A 24,276-nucleotide genomic window follows, 5' to 3' on the forward strand; every position below is an offset into this window, starting at 1 on the left:
CAGAGGGGCAATGCCCCTCTACACCCTCTCCCGCAAAACCGCCGCGATTATTGCAACCTGCGAACGGCCGGCTGGTTGCCAAACCGGAAACGGCTGAGTAACTGAATGTGCTCCTGGGCCACCTGTTCGATTGCACTGATCGCCGCCATCATCAGCGCTGAAGGCGTTGGCCGCGCCGGCTGCACCAACAGCAACTCCAGCGTCAGGCCGGCACCGGCAAAGGGGTTGATCCTGAAGTCTCGCTCTGCTGGTTCAACACTGAAATCGTGCACGAATAGCAGACCGGGAAGAATCGCCATCCACTCGCTCTGCCTGATCAGGTCTAGCGTAGCCAGCACCGCATCGAGTTGGTAACAGGGGCCCGGCCCCGAAAGAGCGTCCAGCTGTAAACCGATCCACTGCGCATACTCGCGACTGTCTGGTGCCAACAGCTTGAACCCCGTCAGTTCGTCGAGCTCAATCAGTTCGCCATGCTCGAAGCCACTGTCATGGGTAATTGACGAGACCAAAAACGCAGGCGTGGCGGCAAATACCGTCGCGGACAGATCCGCCGGTGGCTGCGAAATCGATGGAATGATCGCAAAGTCGAGCTCGCCGGCCCGCACCATGTCGATCAGCATGTTACTGGGGGCGTCGATCACCGCGATCGAAGCATTGGGGTTCTGCGACATCAGGCGCAAATAGGCCGGCGCGAGCTGATAGGTCGCCAGTGTCGGCGTTACCCCGAAACGAACTTCGCCGGCCAGGCCCTGCTCGAAGGTGTCCAGCGCCTGCAGTGCCCTGGAATTGGCAGCCACCACCTCCAGACAATGCTGGTAAAACGAGGTGCCTGCTGCGGTAGGCTCTACGCCTTTCTGTCGGTCAAACAGCTGCACGCCGAGCATTTCTTCGATCTGTTTGATGTGCTGCGAGATGCCCGACTGAGTGGCGAACTCACGTGCCGCCGCCGCCGTGAACGATCGAGTCTCGTACACCGCCACGAACATTTGAATTTCCCGCAAACCGGGCAGCGAGTCATTCATGGCGCGATACCTCATTGAAGTCTGCGTTTGACGACTGCTCGCCATGGGCGATACGGATCGGTATCGCGTTGATGTCTTCGGTGGCCTTCTTCAAAAACTCGATGAAGTTCTGAGCAATCGTCGACAAGGGTTTGCGCGCCGGCTCTACCAGCAGCATTTCGTCCCAGAGAATTGGATCGGCCAGCGGGTTAAGCGTGAAGCGCTTGCGCCGCAGATCGTCGGCGATAAACAGGCCGGAAATAATCGCCGCCCAGTGGCTGGAGCGCACCAGATCCATGGCGCCCAACATGGACTCGAACCAGTTGAGGCGCTGCACGACTTGCACCTTGTGATCGATCAGGTACTGCTCCAGCAGCGGTCGTCGCCCGATCGGCAGCACCAGGTGCAAATCCTTGATGTCGCTCAGGCGCACCGGTTCGCAGTGCGGCAAGCCTGAATCAGGTGAGGACACCAGAAACGCCGGCGTTCTCGTGAACAACGATGTACTCAGCCCGACCGCCCCGCCACCGCCATCGTAAGACATGCGCTGGGTGATGGCGAAATCCAGCATGCCACGACGTACTGCGGTCGCAATCACGCTGCCTGCGCCTTCGGTAAGGTGCACTGAAACGTTGGGATAAGCGGCTTCAAAAGCCAGCAGTGCGCGGCTGAATACCGAACGCGTCATGGTCGGAATCATGCCGACGCGTAGCGAACCGTCCGATGGCTCTGCACGATGGCCGACCGCGTTGCAGGCGCTTTCGTGCTGACGCAGCAACTGCACACATTGCTGGTAATAGGCATGCCCGGCGGGCGTGGGAATAATCGTGCGGTCGCGGGCGAACAGGCGCACGCGCAATTGATTTTCCAACTGCCTAACATGGGCAGACACGCCGGACTGTCCCAGACTTTCGCGGCTGGCAGCGACAGTGAAGGAGCCTTCCTCGTACACGGCAACAAACATGCGGATGTGCATCAACTTGGGGAGCATCATGCGCGGAATCGTCTCTTATTATTGCTTGCTGAACACCGTCAGCAATTTATAGGTGGCTCGTACTCTATCCATATCGGGAATAGCTTGCCAGCCCTGATCCAACCTCGATTAACGGGCGCAAAATCACCGGTTGCGGACAGGCGAAAGAAGGGATTAACGAGGGTGACGCAGTTCAGCAGGTTTTCATCATGCCGCCATCGACAGCTAGCACCTGTCCCGTCACGAACTGTGCGTCCTCGCTGGTCAAAAACAGCATCGGCCCGACAATATCGTTGGGCACCGCCATTCTCTTGAAGGCCTGTAAATTGACAATGCTATCGCGGACGACGTCGGGTATATGACTGGTGCCCGGTGTCGCGGTCAGTGCGGGCGCGAGCGTATTGACGGTAATGAAGTCCTTGCCCAGATCATTCGCCAGTCCTCGGGTGAAGCCAATGATGCCCATCTTGCTTGCCATATAATGGCTTACGCCGACGGCGTTGGTGACGATCGATGTGGAAGAGACGTTGACGATGCGCCCCCAGCCATTAGTGCGCATCATCGGCACGAAGACTTTTGCGCTCAAAAACATACTGTCGAGATTGATCTCAAACGTGCGTCGCCAGGTTTTCAAGTCCAGCTCATCGAAGTGCACATTGGGGTAGATCCCGGCGTTGTTGACCAGAATGTCGCAGCGACCGTAGTGGTTTTTGACGACCTCGCCGGCAGCGATCCAGTCAGTTTCCTGGCTGACATCACAATGAATGGCAATGGCTTGCCCGCCCGCCTCCTCAGTCAGCTCGCAGGTTTGCGAAAGATCGGCGGTGTCCAGCAGTGCCAGCGCGGCGCCACGTTGTGCCAGTTGAATCGCCAGTTCCTGGCCAATGCCCTTGGCGGCACCGGAAACAACAGCGACGCGATTTTTATGGGTTTGCACGGCGTCTACCCCAATGGTTAAAGGTTGTCGGTGCCCCGCCGCGCGACACTGTCGAGTAGCGCGGCAAGATCAGGGTTAGCCGCCAAAGCGTGGCTCTGGCAGCCCTTGCACACCCAAACCACGAACGGCGAAAAGACTCCCGCGCATCACGTTGTCACCCGGATAGCGTGGCAACGGTGGCTTGGCCATCGAAGTGACAAACAACGTGTCCATGTCAGGCCCGCCAAAGTTGACGCTGGTGACCTTCTTCACCGGCATTTCGATAACCCGATCGAGACTGCCGTCCGGCGCAAAGCGGCACAGCTTGCCGGCGTAGACCTGAGCATTCCAAAGGTAGCCTTCGGCATCCACAGTCGAGCCGTCAGTGGTTGTTGTCTCGGTGAAGCCTGCTTTGGTGAAGGTGCGACGGTTGGCGATGGTGCCGGATTCGAGGTCGTAGTCATACGCCCAGATCTCACCGGAAAAGGTATCGGAGAAATAGAACGTCGAACCGTCTGGGCTCCAGCACGGCCCGTTGGAAATCGCAAAACCGGCGTCGAGCGTATGCACCGACAAATCCGGGTCGATGCGAAACAGCGTGCCGTCGGCAAAGCCCTCGCGGGTGTCCATGCTGCCGACGATGAAACGCCCGCGCGCGTCAACCTTGCCATCGTTCAAGCGGTTGTGCGGCTTGTCTGGTTCAGGATTGACGATCAGCTGTGTCTCGCCCGTGTCGAAGTCGAGGAAGTGAAACCCCGAGCCCAGTGCCACAATGGCGCCGCCATTACGACGCAGCGCCATCGAACCGATGGTGTCGGGCATTTCCCACGTACGCACCTCGCGTCCGTCAGCAGTACATCGATAAACGCGGCCGCCGACCACGTCGATCCAGTACAGGCGCTGCTCCTGCACATCCCATACAGGGCCCTCACCGATGGTGGTTTTTACGTCCACCAGAACATCGATCTGCATGTTACCTCCTGGATTTTCCTGAACTGGAATGAGGCGATCCGACCCAAGCTGAACCGCGATATTGAACGGAGCTGATTAGGCTTTTGGCGGTTCGGCAATAGTGATAAACACGCCGTAAGGATCTTTGAAGCTGAACCAGGTCATGGTTAGGTTTTGCCCAGGCTTGCGGATGATGATGTCTTTGGGCTCGCAAACCACTTCAACGCCTTCGTAGGCACTGATCTTTTCAAAGGCTTCGCGAGTGTTTTCAACCAGCAGTGCAAGACGGGTAATCCCGACCTGATTCATCAAGTCATACGGGCCATCGCCGATGATCGTTGCCGGTTTGGTGTACTCGATCAGGTTGATTTCGGTGGCGTGCTTGGCATCGGCGCCTGCGGTCAGAATGTGGTGCGCGTAAATGCTGATCTCATCTTCGGCGAAACCCAGCAGCGGGCCATCCGCTTCATCGGTTCTGGTTTCAAAGGTCGACACAAAACCCAGTACATCACGGTAGAACTTGAGGGCCTGATCAACGTCCGGGACGGTGATGCAAACGTGAAGCAGTTTCTTAACCAGTGCGTTCATGATTTTTACCGTCCGTTAATTAGCCATTCCAGGCGTTAGTGAGGTCGTAACGAGTTGCCCATTGGACGTCATACACCTTGTCGCCCCAGGTCTTGGTCTTGTCTTCACCGGCTTCGATGCGCGACGGGCTCTTCATCCAGTCTTCGAATTTTTCCTGGCTGTCGAATTCATAAATCGTCAGGTACGTAGGGCACGGCTGGGTGGTTACGCCGACGTGATAAGTCTCCTCGGCCAGTTTGAAACGGCTGACTTTTCTCACGCAGTCGCCCTGCATCAACATCGGTACATGCACGTCGTCGTACCAAACATTGAACTTGTCTTCGTCTTCCGCTGAGCAATTGATGCCCACTGTCCAGATAACGCTCTGGTCATTCATGGTTAAGTTTCCAATATAAAAAGTTGCTCTTCGCCAGAGCCCCACAATGGGATTTCTGGCAATAGAAACCCCAGACCACTTCCGTCAAAAAATCGGAAGTGGATCCGTCGTTGCTATTAACTGATTACTTTTTGGCGATGGCTTCGAAGAACCGAACCTTGCCTTCTTCGCGATGACTGCGCAGCGTGTGGGTGGTCATCACTGGATGCTGTTCATACGCGGGTTCAGGCACATTCGGGTTGCCTGTCCAGGAAATCAGCCGGCACACACGATTGCTGATGCGCCAGCCTTTATCGGTACGCACCAGAATATCGTCGTACCAGCCACGGCCAACCCAGTCAGGGCCACCCACTGCCGAATCACGGGACAGCAGCCAGTCGCCGTAGGTCAGCGCGTAGGCTGTGTCGCCCTCCACGTGCACGCAGGAACCGGTCATGGTGTGCATGTGATTGGTCAGCGTTTCGTGGAAGTCCTTGAAGGCGAACTTCAACGCACCGATTGACTTCCAGACCGCGCCGGCCGGCCCGAAATCAGCGTGGGCATCCTCGGTAAACACCTCGTCCAGCAAGTCCCAAGCGTGAGCATCCAACGCGACGCCATACAGGTTGATGACATCAATAATTTCGGATTTGTCTTGTGTGACACTCATTTAAATTCTCCGACTTTTTCGAGTAATAAATTCAACAATCACGGGTTACTTGCAGTACTCAATCACTTCCAGGACGTTATCGAACGGGTCTTTGAACGTCAGGATCTTGAATTTGCCGCCGGTAGGCGCGATCACCACTTGTGGCTCGCACAGGAAAACGATGTCGCCGCGCGCCTTGAGCTTCTCATGAATGGCATCGGTGTCGTCTACACCAAACGCCATACGGTTGATGCCGGCATGGTTCAGCGGCGCGGAAGCGTTTTTGTTGACCACGGTTTTTGGCTCGACGAACTCGATCAGGTCGATGACGGTGGCGTTGTCCTTGTCTTTGCCGACGAGGTGGTCGGCATGGATTTCAATGATCTGGTTCGGGAAACCAAGGATTTCACCGGGCGCCCTTTCGTGGCGCAATTTGCCGACGGACTCAAGGCCGAGCACGCCACAGTAGAACTCAAGTGCAGCATCGATATCAGCGACAGTGATGCACACGTGAAACAGGCGATTGATATAGCGATCCATGGTGTTTCCTTATTTTAGGTGGTGTGAAAAATCAGATTGATGGGTTACGGCAGGCATCTTTCGAACACCGGGTTCGCGGGTTTGCTTGCGGATAGGAGTGCAGATGTCGCTGGCGGCGGTGCTTGATCGGTGACCTCGACGACGGCGCCGACGCGTGCGCCGGGCAACAGAAACCGCGCCAGTGCCGGGATCAGTACCAGAGCGCCGAGCATATTCCACAAGAACATGAACGCCAGCAGTAGACCCATATCGGCCTGGAACTTGATGCTGGAGAAATGCCAGGTCGCGACCGCTGCCGCCAAAGTCACGCCGGTCAGCAACACCACGCGGCCAGTGAACTGCAGCGCCGTGGCGTAGGCTTGTTTCAACGTGGCGCCGACACGCATTTGCGCAAGCGTTACGCTCAATACGTACAGCGCGTAATCCACGCCGATGCCGACGCCAAGGGCGATCACCGGCAAGGTCGCCACCTTGACACCCATGCCCAGCGCGACCATCAACGCTTCCGCCAGTATCGAGGTGAGCATCAGCGGCAGCATCGCCACCAGCACCGCTCGCCATGAGCGGAACGTCACAAAGCACAGCAGCGCCACGGCCCCGTAAACCATGAACAACATCTGGTACCAGGCCTTGTGAACCACGATGTTGGTGGTCGCATCGATCCCGGCGGAACCGGCCGCCAACAGGAAGGTGGCGTCCTTGTCATTGTTTTTGGCGGCGAAGCTTTCGACCAGGTCGACCACTTGCTGCAGGGTCTCGGCGCGGTGATCACGCAGGTAGGCGTAAACCGTCAGCAGGTTGCATTCTTCGTTGTACAGCTCACGCGGTGCCCGGGCAGTGATGGTATTGAGCATGCTTTGATTGCTCGACAGGTCGTACCACAGTGGACTGCCCTCGTTCATGCCGACCATCAGGCGCCGTTGCAGACGTGCAATCGACTGCGTTGATTCGACGCCAGGCAGATCCATCAACGCCCATTCCAGTTGATCAACCCGACGCAACACGTCGTATTGGCTGCAATTGCCTTCGGATGTCTTGACCATGATCGCGAAGAGATCATTGCTCGCGCCGTAGTTGGTGGTCAGGTAGCTGACGTCGCGGTTGTAGCGAGAATCGGCTTGCAGCTCGGGAGCGCCAGGGTCGAGATCGCCCACCTTTAGTTGCGTGCCGACGGCAATACCGACCACCGCCAGCACTACCGCCGTGACGATCGCTGCCGTTGCACGTCGGCCTTCGGTAAAGCGCACCAGCCAGATAAAGAACGCACTGCTCTCCCCGGCGGCGGTTGCCGATTCCCGGCGCACGGCGCGCTCGGCGGCTTTACGGCTGACACCGACGTAGCTCAACAACACCGGCAACAGAATCAGGTTGGAAATCACCAGCACCAGCACGCCGAGGCTGGCGGCGATGGCTAGTTCGCGGATCACCGGAATGTCGATCATCAGCAGCACTGCGAAGCCAACGGCGTCCGCCAACAGAGCAGTCAGACCCGCGAGAAAAAGGCGTCGGAAGGTGAAACGTGCCGCGACATAACGATCCGTCCCGCGTCCGATGTCCTGCAGGATGCCGTTCATTTTCTGCGCTCCATGGCTGATGCCGATGGCGAAGATCAAAAACGGCACCAGCATTGAATACGGGTTCAGCGAATAACCCAGCAGCGGCAGTAGGCCCAGTTGCCACAGCACGCCGGTCAACGAGGTGATAACCACCAGCGCGGTACTGATCACGTCACGGTTGTACAGAAAAACCATTGCCGCACAGATGATCAGTGCGATGAAGAAGAAGCCGATCACCTCCTGCATGCCATCCATGAGGTCGCCGGAAAGCTTGGCAAATCCGGTGATGTGAATGGCCACCTCGTCACTGCTGTACTTGGCGCGCAACTGCTCAAGCTGCTTGGACAGCGCCGCGTAGTCCAGCGGTTTGCCGGCCGCGTCATGTTCCAGCAGCGGCACCTGAATCACCGTCGAGCCGCCGTTGACCGCGATCAACTGGCCGATTTCGCCCGAGCGCTGCACGTTCATGCGCAACTCTTCGATTTTGGCTGGCGAGCCGTCGTAGTGCGCAGGGATCACCTGACCACCGTCCAGACCGTCTTCGGTCACCGCGGTCCAGCGCACGTTCGGCGTCCAAAGCGATTTCATGAACGCGCGATCAACGCCCTGTAGAGTGAACACGTCATCGTTGATCTGACGCAGCGTCTCCAGATAGCGTGCGTTGTAGATATCGCCCTTGCGTGCCTCCACCGCGATGCGCACCGAGTTACCCAGGCCCGTCAGCTCTTTTTTGTGTTCCAGATAATTGGTGATGTACGGATGGCCGGTCGGAATGGTCTTTTCAAAGCTGGCATTGAGCTTCAGGCTCAGCGCGCTGAAGCCCAGCAGGACGCTGACCAGCACACACAAACACAGCACCAGGATGCGGTGGTTGAACACGGCGCGTTCGAGCGCATTGCCCGAGCGCGGATCAAAGTCTTCGAGCCGGCAAGCGCCGGTCTCAGCAGGTTTCACTATGGTCATGTTATTGGACTCTTATAGGGCGCGGCGAGTGAGCGTGCAGGTGGATGTCGTCAACCAAGCCGGGAGACGCCACCCATGCTGGTGGCCACCAGCCCACCGTCTGCAGCTTCAACCAGCGAGGTCAGCGGCACGCGTCGCGGTATTTGCTGTTCGGCGAAATGGACACCACCGTCGCGACTGGCAAGCACTCGCCCGCCCTGCGCCAACAGCATCACCCGACCATCGCGCAGCTCAACGCTGGACAGAATCGTCAACGGTGCCGCCAGTTCGATGGCGCTCACGGTTGTACTCCCCGAGTCGATACGGCACGCAGCCCCCAACAGCCCGGCAAAGACAAAACTCCCGCCGCGCGTGACCGTTGCGGTGAACAGAGTGCGTTCGGAAGGTGCCGCCAAGGCCGTAAAGCTCGCGCCATCGTCGTCGCTGCGCATCAGCACGCCCTGCTCGCCCGCCACCACCCAGGTCTTGGCATGATGGGCAACCGCATACAGATGCATGCTCATGGGATTGGCCAAACGCTCGCGGCAAGGTGTCCAGGTTTTACCGCCGTCATCGGTGCTGGCGGCGAGGCCGAAGGCGCCCACCACCATCCCGTGCAATGCGTCGGCAAAACAGATCGACAGCAGCGGTTTGTCTGCACCGTCATCCACCAGACGCTGAGCCTGTTGGACGCGGCTTTCGCGATCGGCATCGGTGTCGGGCAACGCCTGAGCCTGAACGAGACTGGCCTGTGCCAATGCGATTCCATCGGTCTGGATGGACCAATTCTCGCCACCGTCGGAGGTATGCAACACAACGCCACTGTGACCAGCGATCCAGCCCTGACGGGCATCGACAAAACTCGCGGATGTCAGCGTCACGCTGACGGGTACGCGGGCCTGGCGCCAATGCCGGCCGCCGTCGTCGGACAGCACGACCATGCCGCGTTCGCCCAACGCCACCAAGCGCTCACCGGCCACCACCACGCGGGTCAGCACAGTTTGTGCTGCCCGTGGGGTCATGGTCGCCGGTTGGCCCAGCAGCCCAGGCATGGCTGGCGCAGCGAACGCTACCGTGGTAGAGGCCAGAGTCGGGGCCAACAACACTTGCAAACCCAGGCCCAACCCTACCAGCAACAGCCCGCGACGGGATACGTCGACGCCTTCATTGTTATTGTTATTCATACCGGTCATCTCATCAGGTTCATCGTTCAAGCCAGATACAGTCTTTAGCGCACGCCTTCTCCAGACAGGGATTCAGGCGTGAAGATACGTTCTGGCAACGTGGCCTTCAGGTCGACTTGTTTGTCACGCGGAAAATAGGCCGAGGCGAAGTAGCCGCCGCCGATCAGGTCGTACGACATATAGCCAGCGACGATGGTGCCGGGACCTGCCGGGAACACGGTTGGCAAGTTGTACGTCACTTTCCACAGTTGCCCCTGGGCATCCCAACGTTCGCCGGCGACTGCGATCCAGGTATCTTCATCCAAATACACGCGCAGACGCGGAATTACATGGCGCTGACCAGCCTTGAGTGTGCCCTCCACGACCCATACCCGGTGCTTCTCGAAGCGCACGAAATCGGGGTTCAACGTCTGCGGAGTCATCAATTGATCAAGCGACGACGCCTGGTGGTAACTGTTGGTGTTGTAAGGCACGTACATCTCGCGCTTGCCTTCCAGCTTCCAGTCGTAACGACCAATGGAGGCCGAATACACCTCGGTCTCGTCAAAATTGAGGATGCCGCCCGCTACCGGGCTAGGCACGTCGCAGCAGGTCAGCGGCAGTCGGCGAACGCGCCGTTGACCTGTCAGATACACCCAGGTTTTTGACGCGATGTCATCGATGTTATTGCGCTGTAGCAGGATCTCACCGGCGCGGATCGGCGGCCCGAAGGTATCGACGCGACGCACGACGATGTTGGAGCCTGCTGCTTGCCATTTTTCCAGATTGCTGTTCGGGTCGTAGTACGGGAACGAGCTCTTGGCGACGTTCTGCGACACCGGAATCACTTTGCCCTCCGGGGTGACACGCGCCAGGCTTGGCGTCGTTTGATAGCTCGGAGTCGTCCACCTGAGCAAATGGTTCCAGATGGCTTCTTCACCGTTTTTCGGGATCGGGAACGGTATGCCTCCATAGGCGTCCTTGGGAAAAGGACCCAGTTCCCCCTTGGGATTCATCGTCGCGCGAGTGGCGTTCGCCAACGTGTTGTCGTAGACCCATTGCGGCGCGGCAGCAGTACGGCGGGTCTGGAATACCTCAACCTTGAAGCTGGGGAACCGCTTCAACAAGCCCATGGTGCCTTCGGTCAGTTTGTCTTTGTACTGATCGGCGTTCTGCCCCGTGATGGTCAGCAGCGCTTTGTCCTTGGAGAACAGGTCTGGAATCGCCGCCGAGGTGGCTGAGGCATCCACTGGATAACCGCCCTCCCATGGAGGAATCGAGCCGTCCTTGTTACCGGCACGTTCGGCGCCCAGCGGCGTCAGTGTGGTTTTCAGCTTGGCGGCTTCATCAGCCGACACAGCGGCCTGGACAACCGGCACCGTCAGCGCGGCGCAGGCTAAAGCCAGCAGAGTCATGCGAGTAATAATGGTCATTATTGTTTTCCCTTAGAAGGTGCGACGCAACGAGACTGAGACGAAATCACGATCTTTCAAGGTCTGCGCGAAGGTGTACGTGCCATTGACGCTCGGGTCGCTCGAGGCATATGTGGCGGTGTTTGCGCCGCCGTAGTAATGGGTGTACGCCATCGTGAAATCCCACACCGCCAGGTAGTTGCCCGCTAGCGTGAAGGTCATGTCGCCGCCATCGTCAGGCCCCATGATCGCCACCGGGGATTTGCCATTGTTGTAGCCAACGGTGAAGGAAGGCGTGAGGTCGAGACCGTCCATGACATTGCGCTGCGGTATCGCGTACAAGGCTCGCACCGCTGCGGCGCGTCGATCCAGGTCTGGGTCCATGGCCGCGCAGTTGCTGGTGCAACTGGTCATCTGGTTGTAGGCCACTTCCATGCTGAAGGACGGCTCGTCGGACATGAAGTTACGTGGCATGCTCCAGATCATCGAGACGTTGGTATGGGCCGAATTGCCGATGGCATAAAACGCATGGTTGTTGTTGTCCGCCTCTTGGGTTCCAACCTCCACCGGCAGGCTGGTCAACGGCGTGTCGCGACGTACGGAGATCTCTCCGGCGTAGTTGATCGTATCCACTGTCGTGGTGGCACTGATACCGAACGCCTTGATGTCCTCCGGATACACCCATTGGTACGTCCCTAACCCGGCGCCGGCAACCTCAGTGCGCCCTGCATGGGAATAAAGTACAGGCGTTTTAGCGTGGTAGCGGATCGCATAGGCGCCAAATTCCCAGTCGCCCAACTGCGTGCGCAAGCCAAGACCGTATTGGCCTTTGTCGCTGGCCTTGATGTCAGCACCTCGCGACAAACCAATGCCTGGCACACCTGGTGCGAATCGTATGCGCTCGCCGCCATCGCCGATAAAGTCGTTGTTCGAGAAGTAGCTGCCGGCGGCAGGCAGGCGAGTAGCTTCCCAGTCGTATTGGTAGTAACCCATCAGGGTCAGCGCTGGCGAAAACTGGATCTGTCCCGAGAACTGGCCCACCGGCCTGATGATTTCTTTGGTGGTCGATCCAGGTACCGAGGACGCCTTGACCGCATCCACCGGAGACTGGGTGCCGGCAATGGCGTTGGAGCCAAAGAACAGACTCTCGCCCCACAGCACGGTGTGTTGGCCCAACCGGCCACTGACTCGCGCGTCGCCGATATCGGTGCCACCGAAAACGAAGGCGTCGAGAATCTCGGCCTTACGACCGTGCAGGTTGCGGGTGTCGTGGGTGAAATGGTCACTCGGTACCGACAACGAGTTGTTGGTCGCTGGCGAGTTATTATCGTTTTTCTGGTTATAGACGTCGTCGTACCAAGCCGCGCCGCTCACGCGTAGGCCGTAATTGTCGTGAATCACCAGATCCATCTCGGACAGCACATCGAGACGGTTGGAAATCAGCCGGCCTTTCTTGAAGTTACGGTCGCCATCGTCAGCGTTGAGCGCCGCCGGTCCCTTGCCGCCACCCGGCGTGGCAGGAACGTTTTGGGTCAGCGTATCGTCCTGATCCTTGAGGCGCATACCGGCAGAGTATTTGAACGTGTTGTCCCAGCGCAGTTTGATGTCAGGGTTACCCACATCAATCGGTGCGGCCAACGTCGAGCCTGCCGCCATCAGGCTGGTGGCTACCAGCATGGAGCGAAGACTCTGGCGATAAAAAACGTCGTGCGGCACTGCAAGTCTTATTTTTATTATTTGCATTTTTGCTACCTAGAGGGATTGTGTGACGCATGAACTCCGGTTGCTGATCTGCCCGATTACATGAACGTTGGCCAGTCACAGCGACCCACAAGAAAAAACTCCCATGAAGTTGTGGTACCGGTTGAATTCATGCACGGACGAATCATGTGCAGGCAACACAGAGTCTTGGTTTGAGATGGTTTATTGTCCTCAACCCTGACTGTGTATCTGTGTTGGCCCGAGTATATGCGGGCCCTTTTCGGCCTGAACAATGATAAAACCCGCTACACCGCAGCCAGAAAACTGATGGTGCAATGAAGGCGCGGATTCTTTAGGGGTCGGTGCAAAGGGCACGGCTGCGAGCGCCGAAAAGATGTGCAGATATGGGGAAAGATGCAGGAAATCTGGACGGGGAAATGCAATGTGGCGAGGGAGCTTGCGCCCTCGCCACAGGGGGCGCTTCAGGTCTTATCGGTAGTCAGGTGCAGTGCAATCTTGTCGAACAGCAGCTTCACGCGCGTCAGTTCCAGTCGCGCCGTCGGCACCATGATTTTCACCCAGCGCTCCACCAGCGAGAATTGATCCAGCACCGGCACCAGCTCGCCCGCCTCCAATGCATCGGCAACGATCGGCAAGGCCAGTTGCACAATCCCCTGGCCATCGCGGGCGGCGGCGCACAAATAGCCTTCATCGTTGGTGATGAGTCCCGGACGCACGTCCACTTCTATCCGGCCTTCCGGCGAATTGAACGCCCAGATTGACCCGGCAAGGGAAAACGACAGACAGGGATGATCGACCAGGTCGCGAGGATGCAACAGCGCTTCACATCGCGCCAGGTACGCCGGCGCCGCACACATCACCCGGGGAAAGGGCCGGATGACCTGCTCGACAACATCCGAGTAGGCCATCTGATCCATGCCGACCGAGATATCGAAGCCCTCCTCCGCCGGATTTCCGCCTCGGTCGGACGCAACTATTTCAAGTTGCACCATCGGATGTTCAGCACGGTAACGGGTAAACAGATCGCCAAGGCCCTGACGGATCAGCACCGCCGGGGCTTTGATTCTAATCGGGCCTTCGATTGCGCCGGGGCTCAAGATCGCGCCACTGGCCATGTCGTTGTAAGAGCGCAGCAGCTGCCGGGCATGAGTCAGGTAGCTTTGCCCGGTGTCAGTCAGGGTCAAACGGCGGGTTGAGCGATCGAAGAAGGTGGTTTTGAAATCCCATTCGAGCTCGTCAACCCGCTTCATGATGACCGAGGGCGAGGTATACAGCGTGCGCGCAGCGGTTGAGAAGTTACCGGTGTCGGCGGTGACGACGAAAGCCTTCAGCTTCAACAGCATGTCCATGGTGGAGCGCTCAACATCAAGTAATGAGTTCGGACTCGATCGCGCGGCGGATTTCAACGTTCGCCCACAGACGATCGTGGTGCGCCTGACAGCTTTGCCCCAACTTTCCGATGCCGTTGACCACGCACCAATGCTCCAGATAGAAGAGCGCGAAATCGGCGATGGTCATTTTTTCGAAGAGCCAGTCTTTGCCGTTGATCTGTCGTTCTGCCCGGTCGAGCCCGGCCTGGAATATCTTCAGACCCTGCGCTTTCACCGCAGCATGATCTGCTTCACTCGGCGCAAACTTCTCTGGCCGACGAGCTCGAGTGTAGCCTTGCATGTGCACGGTAGATACCAAATATTCAGTCATTTCCAGCACACGAATCTCGCCTTCGATGTCCGTCGGGATCAGCTCTCGCTCGGGGTTCATCCGAGCGAGATAGAGTGCAATCACCGGGAACTCGGTGAGCAGCGAACCATCGTCGCGAATCAGCGCAGGGACTTTGCCCTTGGGGTTGATCTGCGTATACGCCTCGAACTCTGCCGTGCCCGCACGCGCTGCTTTTTCGATCTCGAACGGCTTGCCGATTTCAGCAAGCAAGGCATGGATGCCGATCTGGCAGGCACCGGGCAAAAAAAACAGTTTCATAGAATATTCCTTATTGTGAGGTCAGCATGGCAACGCGGTAATCAGACGATGAACGTTTCAAGGACGCCGATACCGTCGACGCCCGCCTCCACCCGGTCACCCGGTTTGAGGTACCACTCACGCGGATCGGGCTTGTGGTGCAAGGCCACGCCTTCAGGCGTACCGGTGCTGATCAAATCGCCGGGCACCAGACCGAAACGGGACCAGAACGCGACCATTTCGGCGAAACCGAAAATCAAATCGCGGCAGTCGGAGTGCTGGCGCAACTCGCCATTGACCTTCAGCCACAGCACCAGGGCTTTGGGATCCGGTACTTCGTCGGCGGTCAGAATGTAGGGGCCGATCGGGCCAAACCCCGGAAAGTTCTTGCCGAGCATGATCATGCCGTTCTGCATCTCGCGCAGTTGCCATTCCCGTGCCGACAGGTCATTGAAAATGGTGTAGCCGAAAATCGCGCTGGCCGGATCGATGTCGCGGCGCGCGTCGATCGCCTTGCCGATCACCAGCGCGATCTCGACTTCGTAGTCGAAATCGAGCACATCGTCGGGCCGTTTCACCTGACTCTTGTGCGGCACCAGCGTGCGTCCGAGTTTGATGAAACCGGTCGGAAAGTCGCTGTGCAGCTTGCTGGCATTGTCGACATTGCCCTTCATTGACTCGAGCTTGTGCCGGCCAAAATTGCGCCCGGCGCAGAAGATCGATTTTTCCGGCACGGGCGTTAGCCACTCGACGGTATTGGGGTCATCCATCCACAGCGGATCCTGACGATCCGCCGCCCACCGGAGCAACTCGCGGGTGGCGTTTATCGCCGCTGCGCCGCCCTCGATCAGGGCCATCACCGATGTTGGTGTGGCTGGCCCGCCTCGCACCGCCGCCGCTTTCGCGACATCTACAAGATATTCACGCCCCGACGCGGCAGTGACGATGCCGAGCCGTTCAGTCCCTGCGGCTGATTGGTAGCGTGCGATCTTCATGCGTCGAGCCTGGCCAGAAGGTGCTTGAGCAGTTGCACTTCACTCGGGTCGAGCTTGCCCTGCACATCGGCTTCGCTCGACTTGCGGATGGCGATCAGTTCCAGCACTGCGTGACGGCCATCGGCAGTCAACCTGACGGCAATACGGCCGTCACTGGCGTCAACCTCCTCCAACAGGCCTCGCGTGATGAGCTGTTGTACGATCGCAGCGGAAATGCCCTGACCGCGCACCTTCTCGCTGCGCGCAACGATTTCTGGCATGCACAAGCCGTCTTCACGACCGATGATGCTCAACACCGCATACTCCTCGGCCGTCCACTGCCGCGATTCGAGCTTTTCAATCACGCTTTGGCGCGTGCGCAAGTAAGCATTGGAAACCTGATACAGCAGATCATCAGACGATAGGTTGCTGAACTCGTCTGCCGATTCAACGGAGGCGACGGCTTGCTTTGGCAGCAACATGCCGTAGCGGCCGCCATGGAACACCAGCGGCTTGCGCGCCGAGTGGCCGAAATCGACAATCTCACCGACGAAAATGACGTGATCACCGCCCTCGTACTGATAAGCGAGTTTGCAGGTGAAGCGCGCCATGCAGTCGGGTAGCAACGGCACGCCGTCCGGGCCACGATCCAGCGTAAGCCCTTCGAAACGGTCAATGCCTTTGCTCGCAAAGCGCGACGACAACGCTTCCTGGTCCGCGGAGAGGATGTGCACGGCGAAATGCCCGTTGTTGCGGAAGGCATCCATGTTCAACGAGGTGCGCGCCAGGCTCCAAAGCACCATCGGCGGGTCCAGCGACACCGAAGAAAAACTGTTCGCGGTCAAACCGATGTCGACGCCGTCAGGCCCGGCCGTAGTGACAATCGTCACGCCTGTGGCAAACGAACCAAAAGCGTCACGCAGCGCACGGCTGTCGAAGCTCGGCCCGGCTTTGGAAGGATCTGTTTGAATTGCTGTCTGTGTCGTCATGGTGAATGCCTCCAGTCTTCTTATTATTAAAACCGCCACGCTGCGACGGGCCACCGAAGTGGCCCCTGCTGCGCTATTTGGCGGCTCTGACGCGGGCCTTGTCCGCCAGATAAGTTTCCAGGGTGACCAACGGGCCACGCTCGTGATCGAGCTGCTTGGTCGCAATGCCGCTGAACGCTGTGGTCTCGTTGAACCAGCACTCCTGCGGCGGCATGCCCCAGCGCAGCGCCAGGCCGGGCTTGCGCACGTCCCACGCAACAGGCTCGACTTCGATATCGATCAGCAGGTAGTGATCACAGAACAACTCGACCCGATGGCCATCGGGATCTCGCAAGTACACGAACAACACGCCGGCCGGGCCATGTCTACCTGGACCGCGCTCAACGACATCGCCCATGCCCAGATTGCCGGCGATATCGCAGGCGCGCAGGATGCTGTGGGAGTCAGATACGGTGTATGCAAAGTGGTGCAGACGCGGCCCCGGGTTCTCAAGAAACACGATGTCTTGGGTGCCCGGTTTGCGGAACATGAAGGTCGCAATCAACTTCTCGTCCAGCGCCATGTATTCGGAGATGCGGAAACCCATTTCTGCGTAGAAATCGGTCTGCTCCTGCACGTTCGGCACTTGAATCTGGTAGTGGTCGAAGCGCATCGCCGCGCCACCTTTGAAGTCTTGAAATTGCGTGTACACGCGCGGCGTTGTGGACATGGTGGCGCAGAGCTGCACGGGGGTGCCGGCCGGGTCGTTGACCAGCAGCGTGCGGCCCTGATGCGGCACTTCGATCCAGCGTGCCGGCAGGCCTTTGGATTTATAGAAATGCGCAGCCTTATCCAGCTCTTCTTCGGTGTAGACCCGGAAGCCGATGGCTTCGGCAGAGTGCTCGCCGTCGTGGCGCTTGATCACCAGACTGTGGTGGCAAACCTCTTCCAGACCGCGGAAATACAGGGTGTCGGCATCGCGTTCGGTCAGCACCAGGCCAATGACCTGTTCGTAAAAATCGCGACTGGCTTCCAGATCGCGCGAAGTGATGACGGCGTGACTCGAGCGGGTGATATTGAACGGCGGGTAATAGACCGGTGTTGGCAATGGCATGTTAACTCTCCTGATGTCTTTTCAGAGCCGAGTGAAATCGGCCTCGTTGTTCAACTCGAGGGGGCCAGTCAACCGACCGGTCATGTTGTACCAACCAATATTGAACAGCAGCGCCACGCCCTGCTTTTGCCCGAGGCCGTGGTAAACGTCTTCCCAGACCTTGTCGCTGACCTGCGCCGGCGCGCGAGTAGCGTCCCGGGCCAGGCGCAGCACGGCCTTCTCCAGATCGGAGAACAGCGTGCTCTTTTCAAAATCCCACAGCGCGAGCATTTGTTCCTTGGAGACGCCTTCTTTGAGGGCCCGATTCCAATGCGGATCGTGTTCGTAATGGGTGCCCATGGTCTGGCACGCCATGACGATGGCCATCTCACGCAATTTCGGATCGATGCCACAGCCGTTGCGCACCGCGTCGGCCATGGGAATGAAAACCTCGAGAATCTCCGGGCATGTCGCCAAGGTGCGAAAGATCTGCGCATTGGGTGCATGGCCACGCTTGTCGCGCAGCAGCGCGAAGGCTTCGGGTTCGTCGTCGGGGGTGGGCAGTTGGATACGAGGCATACAAAACTCCGCACATTATTTTTTTGGTGGCTTAGCGCAGCATCGTTATCGCGAGGCTACGGCAGGCTTCGCTTATTGGCCGTTGATGCGCTGATCCCATTCGCTATTGCGATCAAGGAACGCCCACACACGGTCTTGCGCCTCGCGAGCACCGGGATAGCGTTCGCCACGCATTTGCGCGTTGCGCCATGGATCACCCGAGAAAAACTTTTCGTACAGGTTCTGGCGTCCGGCAAACGACGAGCAGGACGCGTCCCAGGCCAGCCGCAACAGCTGCATTTTGCGTTCGGCGGGGATATCGGCCCCGGCGCAATAACGTTCGATGGCCGGGCCATTTTCGCTGTAGAGATCCTCGACCGTTGGCGCGACCACCACGTTTCCAGCACCCAACAATTGGAGGATTTCCAGCGCTCGCGCATGCATCGCCGGGTATTGCGCGCGCACCACATTCAGCGGTTGCTCGTACGGCACGACGGTGCCGCCGGGGCCCGGCACGCAGTCGATTTCAGCGACACGAATCATCGCGCGCAGGGTTTCGACATAAGCGACCAACTCCGACAGTTGCACCATGACGTTGGGGAAACGGCTGTGGTTCACTTCGGTCAAGTTGTAGGCGATACCCAGCAGGAACTCCATCTTCGCCAGTGACCGCGTGGCGGATTGGTGCGAACCGTGCGGGCCTGATGGCGACTTCATCGCCGATTCAACCGCTTTGATGCTGCGGTACATGAACACCCGTTCCCACGGAATAAACGCGTCTTCGAACCACAGCACGGCGTCCATTTCGTCCATGCGTCCGGTCAGCGGGTCATTGGCGAACCGGCCCTTCGCAGGCAGCGAAGGACGGCAAATCATCTTCATCCCGGGGGTGTCGATCGGCGCTGCAAAGCCCACCGCGTAGGCTTCGGCATCCGCCACCAACGGGAATTTCGCCGCCGCCGGCATGATCAAAACTTCGTTGGCCAACGGACCGAGGGTGGCCACCGAGCGAGCGCCGGACACGTAGATCCCAGCATCGGATTCTCGCACCACACGCATGACCATGTCGCCCGGCTGCTCGAACATTTGCAGGCGCTTGTCGATGTCTGGCGACACCAGCGAATGAGTCAGCGCGAGGTCGTTTTCGCGGATGAACTCATGGTATTTGAGGATGTTCTGGCCGAATTGCTCACCGCCGGCGGCGAACAGTTCATGCGCGGAGGCATGTGCGCTGACCATGACGTTGAGGAAGTCCGGCGTGCGGCCCATCATGCCGCCGACAGCGTCCATCCAGGTCTTCATCATTTCCCGGCGCAGACGCAGATCGTCAGCCGAGCGCGGTAACATGAACGAGCGACCGACGCGCGCGCCGGAAGTCGGCGATTCGAACGTCATCTTGTCCTGCAAGGCGGGATCGCACTGAATGTCATACAGATCTGCGATGGATTGAATCGCGCCACGAAAACGGCGATCCACCGTCACGTCCTTGATGCGCTCGCCATCAATCCACACGGAGCGACCGTCTTGCAGCGAGGCGATGTAATCAGCCCCGTTGCGTACTCCGTTGCGGGCTCCACTCATGGCCATCGGTTTTTTGTTTGCATTATTTTCCATGGGTCATGCTCCTGCATTTGAAACGTTTGGCCTGCGCCGGGACTGACCAGCGCAAGGCGAATTCGACTGCTGTTGCCACACCTCGATAGTAGTGAGATGGGTCGATTTTAAGAATTTGTGAATGGGCCGAAGAGTTGTTCCGAAATAGAAAAGAACAACGTTTCAGATCCCGAGACCAAACTCCGCCGCCAACGCAAGAATGTTCCGCGCCCGCGCCATCACCGGCGCGTCGATCATCCGGCCATCGAGTACCACCACCCCGCCGCCGGCAGCGTCACCCAACCGGCAAACGGCGTTCGCCCATTCGATGTCCATCGCCGAGGGCGTAAAGGCCGCTGCGGCTTCCGTGACCTGACTCGGATGAATCAACAACTGGCCGCTGAACCCGTGCCGACGTGCGCGCGCGGCGTACCGAGCCAGACCCGGTTGATCACCGATGGCGGTAAACACGCCATCGACCGGTGCCGGCAGTCTTGCCCGTTTACTCGCGAGTACGAGCATTGCGCGCCACGGCAGGAACACTAGTTCTTCAGGGTCTGATTCGTCGGGGATCAGATCGAGTTCAACGGCCAGATCCAGCTTGCCGAACATCAGGCGCGCGCAACCCGGCGCACCGGCGATAGGCGTCAAGGCATCAATGCCTTGCACGGTCTCGATGATGCATAACAACGGCTTTCCTGTGACGCTATGGGCGTGCTGCACCTGCGCAGCGTTGTCGGCTTTTGGCAGCATCACGGCAGCGATTCCGGTGTGGCGGCAGGCGGCCAAATCATGCTCATGCCACTGCGTGTCGGTGGCATTGATGCGCACCGATACACGCTCATCGGGATGCTCATCCAGCCAGGCCAGCAAGGCGAGGCGCGCCGCCGGTTTGTCAACCGGTGCCACCGCGTCTTCAAGATCGACCACAACGACGTCGGTGCCGCTGTTCAGCGCTTTACCAATGCGTTCCGGGCGGTTCGCCGGCACGAACAGAAAGGTGCGTGCCCGCGCCAGATTCAATTGTCGAATTGCCATCACACCACCTTCCTGTCGCGCAGTTCATCGGCACGGTCGGCGTAACCCAGTTCACGAAGAATCGCTGCGGTATGTTCCCCGAGTGCCGGCACCGGGCCCATGCGCGCGGGATGCTCACCGCCCATGCCCGGTGGTTGCAGCGCGGGTATCGGACCTGCTGGCGTGTTCACGGTGGTCCAGCGCTGACGCGCGGCGAGTTGCGGATGGTTCCAGATGTCGTTCATGGTGCTGACGTTGGCATTGGCAATGTCAGCGGCATCGAGGCGTGTAATCACTTCATCAGCGCTGAGACTGGCGAAGTTGTTCTCGATCAGTTTGCTCAAGACTTCGCGGTTGGCGGTGCGTAGCGCGTTGCTGGCAAACCGCGCATCCGTGGCGAGTGCCGCATCGCCCAGCAACTGGTCGCAGAACACCGCCCACTCGCGTTCGTTCTGCAGGCCGAGCATGACGGTACGGCCATCACCGGCACGGAACGGTCCGTACGGATAAATCGTCGCGTGGGAAGCACCGGTCCGGCGCGGCGGCTCCTGCCCTTCGTAGGCGTAGTACATCGGAAAGCCCATCCACTCGACCATCGCATCAATCATCGCGATCTCGATGCGCCGGCCACGGCCGGTTTTGCCGCGCTCGATCAGCGCCGCGAGGATATTGGTGTAGGCGTACATGCCCGCCGCAATGTCTGCGATGGAAATGCCGGCCTTGACCTGTTCTTCCGGTGTACCGGTGATCGACAGGAAGCCGGCCTCGCTCTGAATCAGCAAGTCGTAAGCCTTTTTCTCAGTGTACGGTCCGCCCTCGCCGTATCCCGAAATGTCACAGACGATCAACTTCGGGTTTTTCGCAGCCAGTGCTTCGTATGAAAGCCCCAATCGGGCTGCCGCGCCCGGCGCAAGGTTCTGCACCAATACATCGGCTTCGGACAGGAGCTGCAGCAAAATCTCCTGCGCTTCGGGTTGTTTCAGATCCAGGGTCAGGCTCTCTTTCGAGCGATTGACCCAGACAAAATGCGAGGCCAAACCATCGACGCGCGCGTCATAAGCGCGGGCAAAATCGCCGCTGCCCGGGCGCTCGACCTTGATCACCCGAGCGCCCTGATCAGCCAGGTGACGCGTGGCCAAAGGTGCGGCGATGGCGTGTTCGAGCGAGACCACCGTGATCCCTTCTAGCGCAAGTACCGGTTGGGTAGAAGCCATAACGGAGTCCTCAGAAAGAACGCGGCAGCCCGAGCAAGTGCTCGGCGACGTAGGAATAGATCAGGTTGGTGGAGATCGGCGCGACCTGGTACAGCCGGGTCTCGCGGAACTTGCGCTCAATATCGTATTCATTGGCGAAGCCGAAACCGCCGTGGGTTTGCAGGCAAACGTTGGCGGCTTCCCACGACGCTTTGGCGGCGAGGTACTTGGCCATGTTGGCCTGGGCGCCACAGGGTTGGTGCGCGTCGAATAGCTGGCAGGCCTTGAAGCGCATCAGGTTGGCGGCTTCGATCTCTATGAAAGAGTCGGCAATCGGGAATTGCACGCCTTGGTTCTGTCCGATCGGACGGTCGAACACCACACGTTCGTTGGCGTATTTTACCGCGCGTTCCATGAACCAGTAACCGTCGCCGATGCATTCGGCGGCGATCAACGTACGCTCGGCGTTAAGCCCGTCGAGGATGTATTTGAAGCCCTTGCCCTCCTCGCCAATCAGATTTTCCTCAGGGATCTCCAGGCTGTCGAAGAACAGCTCGTTGGTCTCGTGGTTCACCATGTTGGGGATTGGCTGCACGGTCAGGCCCTTGCCGATGGCGTCTTTGAGGTCGACGATAAAAATCGACATGCCTTCAGACTTTCGCTTTACCTCGGTCAGCGGCGTGGTGCGTGCAAGCAGGATCATCAAGTCAGAGTGCTGCACCCGCGAGATCCACACCTTTTGCCCATTCACCACGTAGCGGCCGTCCTTCTTCACCGCGTTGGTCTTAATCTTGGTGGTGTCGGTGCCAGTCGTAGGCTCAGTGACCGCCATTGACTGGATGCGCAACTCGCCAGCCGCAATCTTTGGCAGGTATTTTTCTTTCTGCGCGGTGCTGCCGTTACGCAGCAGCGTGCTCATGTTGTACATCTGGCCATGCACTGCGCCGGAGTTGCCGCCGGAACGGTTGATCTCTTCCATGATCACCGATGCCTCGGTCAACCCCAGCCCCGAGCCGCCGTATTCTTCCGGGATCATCGCCGAGAGCCAGCCCGCGCTGATCAATGCATCGACAAAGGCCTCAGGGTAGGCCCGCTGTTCGTCGATCTTGCGGTGGTATTCGTCTGGAAATTCACTGCACAAGGCACGGACGGCATCGCGGATTTCCTGGTGTTCATCGGGGGCGTAGAGCATGGTCATGTCGATTTCCTGTCTTGTCTGTGGTGATCGCTGTGCAGCAGTGCCCTTGGCGCTTCTGCACAGCGGCACCTTTTGTGAAAACGCTTGGGTGTTAGTCGAACGTGACTTCAGCTTTCATCGTCGAGCGCCTGTTGCAGTCGGTCCAAAGATCGGCGCTGCCCGGGCCGGTGAGCTGACCGCACACTGCAAAGTCCGCCGTGTCGAACAGCGGGCCAATCGCGCGGAAAGCGAAGCGTCGTATGCGCTTGTTCGGGTGCGCCGCGCGAAAGGCTTCGAGTAGCAATGTCGCGGCCAGCGGGCCCTGCACGACGAGGCCTGGATAGCCTTCTTCCCCGGTGGCGTAGGGCTTGTCGTAGTGAATGCGATGGCCGTTGAACGTCAGTGCGGAATAACGAAACAGCAACACCGGGCCGGGATGAATCAGTCGGCGGAATTCGCCTAGGCGCTCTGTCGCTTCGCCGGCAAGGGGCGCTCCTTGAGGCGCTGGCTGGCGGTAAACAATGTCCTGTTCCTCCACCACGCACACACCACGCTCACCGGAGATATTGTGTTCGACGGTGACAAACAGCAGCTCTCCATTGCGCCCGGATTTGCGTTCGCAGCGCAGGATGCGCGAAACCCGGGTGACGACTTCACCGACGCGCAGCGGCTGCTCGAAGCTCAAGCGCCCGCCGGCCCACATACGGTTGGGCAGGTTCACTGGCGGCAGGAAACCACCGCGTTGCGGATGCCCGTCGACGCCGATTTCGCTGTGTCGAGCATTTGGTGAGAAGTACACCCAGTGCCACAAGGGCGGTAACTCAGCGCCTTCCTGCAGGGTGTCGGAATCAAGGTCGAGCGTCGCTGCCAGCGCCTGCGCAGTACGTTGATCGATACGATCGCTTCGAAGTTCCTCGCGGCCCACCCAGTGGCTCAAGTCCGCGAGAGTCGCCTCATTACAGGCATTCATGGTCAT

Annotated in this window: 23 protein-coding genes; all 23 read right to left on the reverse strand. The window is 58.9% G+C overall.

Annotated features, from left to right (window positions below; all coding sequences use genetic code 11):
* Nucleotides 1–47: 47 nt before the first annotated feature.
* Nucleotides 48–1,022, reverse strand: a complete 975-nt coding sequence (locus WG29040_RS01730; protein WP_127195492.1) for a LysR family transcriptional regulator — start codon at nt 1,020–1,022, stop codon at nt 48–50.
* Nucleotides 1,015–1,995 (reverse strand): LysR family transcriptional regulator, encoded by a 981-nt coding sequence (locus WG29040_RS01735; protein WP_127195493.1) that lies wholly within the window; start codon nt 1,993–1,995, stop codon nt 1,015–1,017. The genes WG29040_RS01730 and WG29040_RS01735 overlap by 8 nt, the downstream gene beginning before the upstream one ends.
* Before the next feature lie 172 nt (nt 1,996–2,167).
* Nucleotides 2,168–2,911, reverse strand: a complete 744-nt coding sequence (locus WG29040_RS01740) for an SDR family NAD(P)-dependent oxidoreductase (RefSeq protein ID WP_127195494.1) — start codon at nt 2,909–2,911, stop codon at nt 2,168–2,170.
* Between the two features lie 75 nt (nt 2,912–2,986).
* The gene (locus WG29040_RS01745; protein ID WP_127195495.1) at nt 2,987–3,862 is read right to left on the reverse strand and encodes an SMP-30/gluconolactonase/LRE family protein; all 876 of its coding nucleotides are present in this window, start codon (nt 3,860–3,862) and stop codon (nt 2,987–2,989) included.
* Between the two features lie 75 nt (nt 3,863–3,937).
* On the reverse strand, nt 3,938–4,429 hold the full coding sequence (locus WG29040_RS01750) for a VOC family protein (RefSeq protein ID WP_017337778.1): 492 nt from the start codon (nt 4,427–4,429) through the stop codon (nt 3,938–3,940).
* Nucleotides 4,430–4,448: 19 nt separating this feature from the next.
* Nucleotides 4,449–4,805: a DUF4286 family protein gene (locus WG29040_RS01755; RefSeq protein ID WP_127195496.1), complete on the reverse strand. Its 357-nt coding sequence runs from the start codon at nt 4,803–4,805 to the stop codon at nt 4,449–4,451.
* Between the two features lie 124 nt (nt 4,806–4,929).
* Nucleotides 4,930–5,454, reverse strand: a complete 525-nt coding sequence (locus tag WG29040_RS01760) for a nuclear transport factor 2 family protein (RefSeq protein WP_127195497.1) — start codon at nt 5,452–5,454, stop codon at nt 4,930–4,932.
* Between the two features lie 45 nt (nt 5,455–5,499).
* Nucleotides 5,500–5,973 (reverse strand): VOC family protein, encoded by a 474-nt coding sequence (locus tag WG29040_RS01765; protein ID WP_127195498.1) that lies wholly within the window; start codon nt 5,971–5,973, stop codon nt 5,500–5,502.
* A 44-nt stretch (nt 5,974–6,017) separates the two neighbouring features.
* Complete coding sequence (locus tag WG29040_RS01770; protein ID WP_127195499.1) at nt 6,018–8,492, reverse strand: RND family transporter; 2,475 nt, start codon at nt 8,490–8,492, stop codon at nt 6,018–6,020.
* A 50-nt stretch (nt 8,493–8,542) separates the two neighbouring features.
* Entirely contained in the window at nt 8,543–9,655 is a 1,113-nt protein-coding gene (locus tag WG29040_RS01775; protein ID WP_127195500.1) for a YCF48-related protein, read from the reverse strand.
* A 44-nt stretch (nt 9,656–9,699) separates the two neighbouring features.
* Nucleotides 9,700–11,067 (reverse strand): DUF1329 domain-containing protein, encoded by a 1,368-nt coding sequence (locus tag WG29040_RS01780; protein WP_127195501.1) that lies wholly within the window; start codon nt 11,065–11,067, stop codon nt 9,700–9,702.
* A gap of 12 nt (nt 11,068–11,079) precedes the next feature.
* Nucleotides 11,080–12,723, reverse strand: a complete 1,644-nt coding sequence (locus tag WG29040_RS01785) for a DUF1302 domain-containing protein (protein ID WP_127195502.1) — start codon at nt 12,721–12,723, stop codon at nt 11,080–11,082.
* Between the two features lie 506 nt (nt 12,724–13,229).
* Nucleotides 13,230–14,117 carry a LysR family transcriptional regulator gene (locus WG29040_RS01790; protein WP_127195503.1) on the reverse strand — a complete coding sequence of 296 codons (888 nt, stop codon included), beginning with the start codon at nt 14,115–14,117 and terminating at the stop codon, nt 13,230–13,232.
* A gap of 16 nt (nt 14,118–14,133) precedes the next feature.
* Entirely contained in the window at nt 14,134–14,748 is a 615-nt protein-coding gene (locus WG29040_RS01795) for a glutathione S-transferase family protein (RefSeq protein WP_127195504.1), read from the reverse strand.
* A 41-nt stretch (nt 14,749–14,789) separates the two neighbouring features.
* Complete coding sequence (locus WG29040_RS01800; protein ID WP_256681503.1) at nt 14,790–15,722, reverse strand: fumarylacetoacetate hydrolase family protein; 933 nt, start codon at nt 15,720–15,722, stop codon at nt 14,790–14,792.
* Nucleotides 15,719–16,690 (reverse strand): flavin reductase, encoded by a 972-nt coding sequence (locus tag WG29040_RS01805; RefSeq protein ID WP_127195505.1) that lies wholly within the window; start codon nt 16,688–16,690, stop codon nt 15,719–15,721. The genes WG29040_RS01800 and WG29040_RS01805 overlap by 4 nt, the downstream gene beginning before the upstream one ends.
* Before the next feature lie 73 nt (nt 16,691–16,763).
* Complete coding sequence (locus tag WG29040_RS01810; RefSeq protein ID WP_127195506.1) at nt 16,764–17,783, reverse strand: VOC family protein; 1,020 nt, start codon at nt 17,781–17,783, stop codon at nt 16,764–16,766.
* A 21-nt stretch (nt 17,784–17,804) separates the two neighbouring features.
* Nucleotides 17,805–18,341, reverse strand: coding sequence for a carboxymuconolactone decarboxylase family protein (locus WG29040_RS01815; RefSeq protein WP_127195507.1), 537 nt, complete (start codon nt 18,339–18,341; stop codon nt 17,805–17,807).
* A gap of 72 nt (nt 18,342–18,413) precedes the next feature.
* Entirely contained in the window at nt 18,414–19,934 is a 1,521-nt protein-coding gene (locus WG29040_RS01820) for a 4-hydroxyphenylacetate 3-hydroxylase family protein (protein ID WP_127195508.1), read from the reverse strand.
* A 162-nt stretch (nt 19,935–20,096) separates the two neighbouring features.
* Nucleotides 20,097–20,951 (reverse strand): CoA ester lyase, encoded by an 855-nt coding sequence (locus WG29040_RS01825; RefSeq protein WP_127195509.1) that lies wholly within the window; start codon nt 20,949–20,951, stop codon nt 20,097–20,099.
* Nucleotides 20,951–22,144 (reverse strand): CaiB/BaiF CoA-transferase family protein, encoded by a 1,194-nt coding sequence (locus WG29040_RS01830; protein ID WP_127195510.1) that lies wholly within the window; start codon nt 22,142–22,144, stop codon nt 20,951–20,953. Before WG29040_RS01830 ends, WG29040_RS01825 begins: the two co-directional genes overlap by 1 nt.
* A gap of 10 nt (nt 22,145–22,154) precedes the next feature.
* Nucleotides 22,155–23,315, reverse strand: coding sequence for an acyl-CoA dehydrogenase family protein (locus tag WG29040_RS01835; RefSeq protein WP_127195642.1), 1,161 nt, complete (start codon nt 23,313–23,315; stop codon nt 22,155–22,157).
* A 97-nt stretch (nt 23,316–23,412) separates the two neighbouring features.
* Nucleotides 23,413–24,270, reverse strand: a complete 858-nt coding sequence (locus tag WG29040_RS01840) for a MaoC family dehydratase N-terminal domain-containing protein (protein WP_127195511.1) — start codon at nt 24,268–24,270, stop codon at nt 23,413–23,415.
* Between the last annotated feature and the right edge of the window lie 6 nt (nt 24,271–24,276).

This window comes from Pseudomonas sp. PAMC 29040 (genome assembly GCF_003994535.1).
Taxonomy (GTDB): Bacteria; Pseudomonadota; Gammaproteobacteria; order Pseudomonadales; family Pseudomonadaceae; genus Aquipseudomonas; species Aquipseudomonas paraversuta.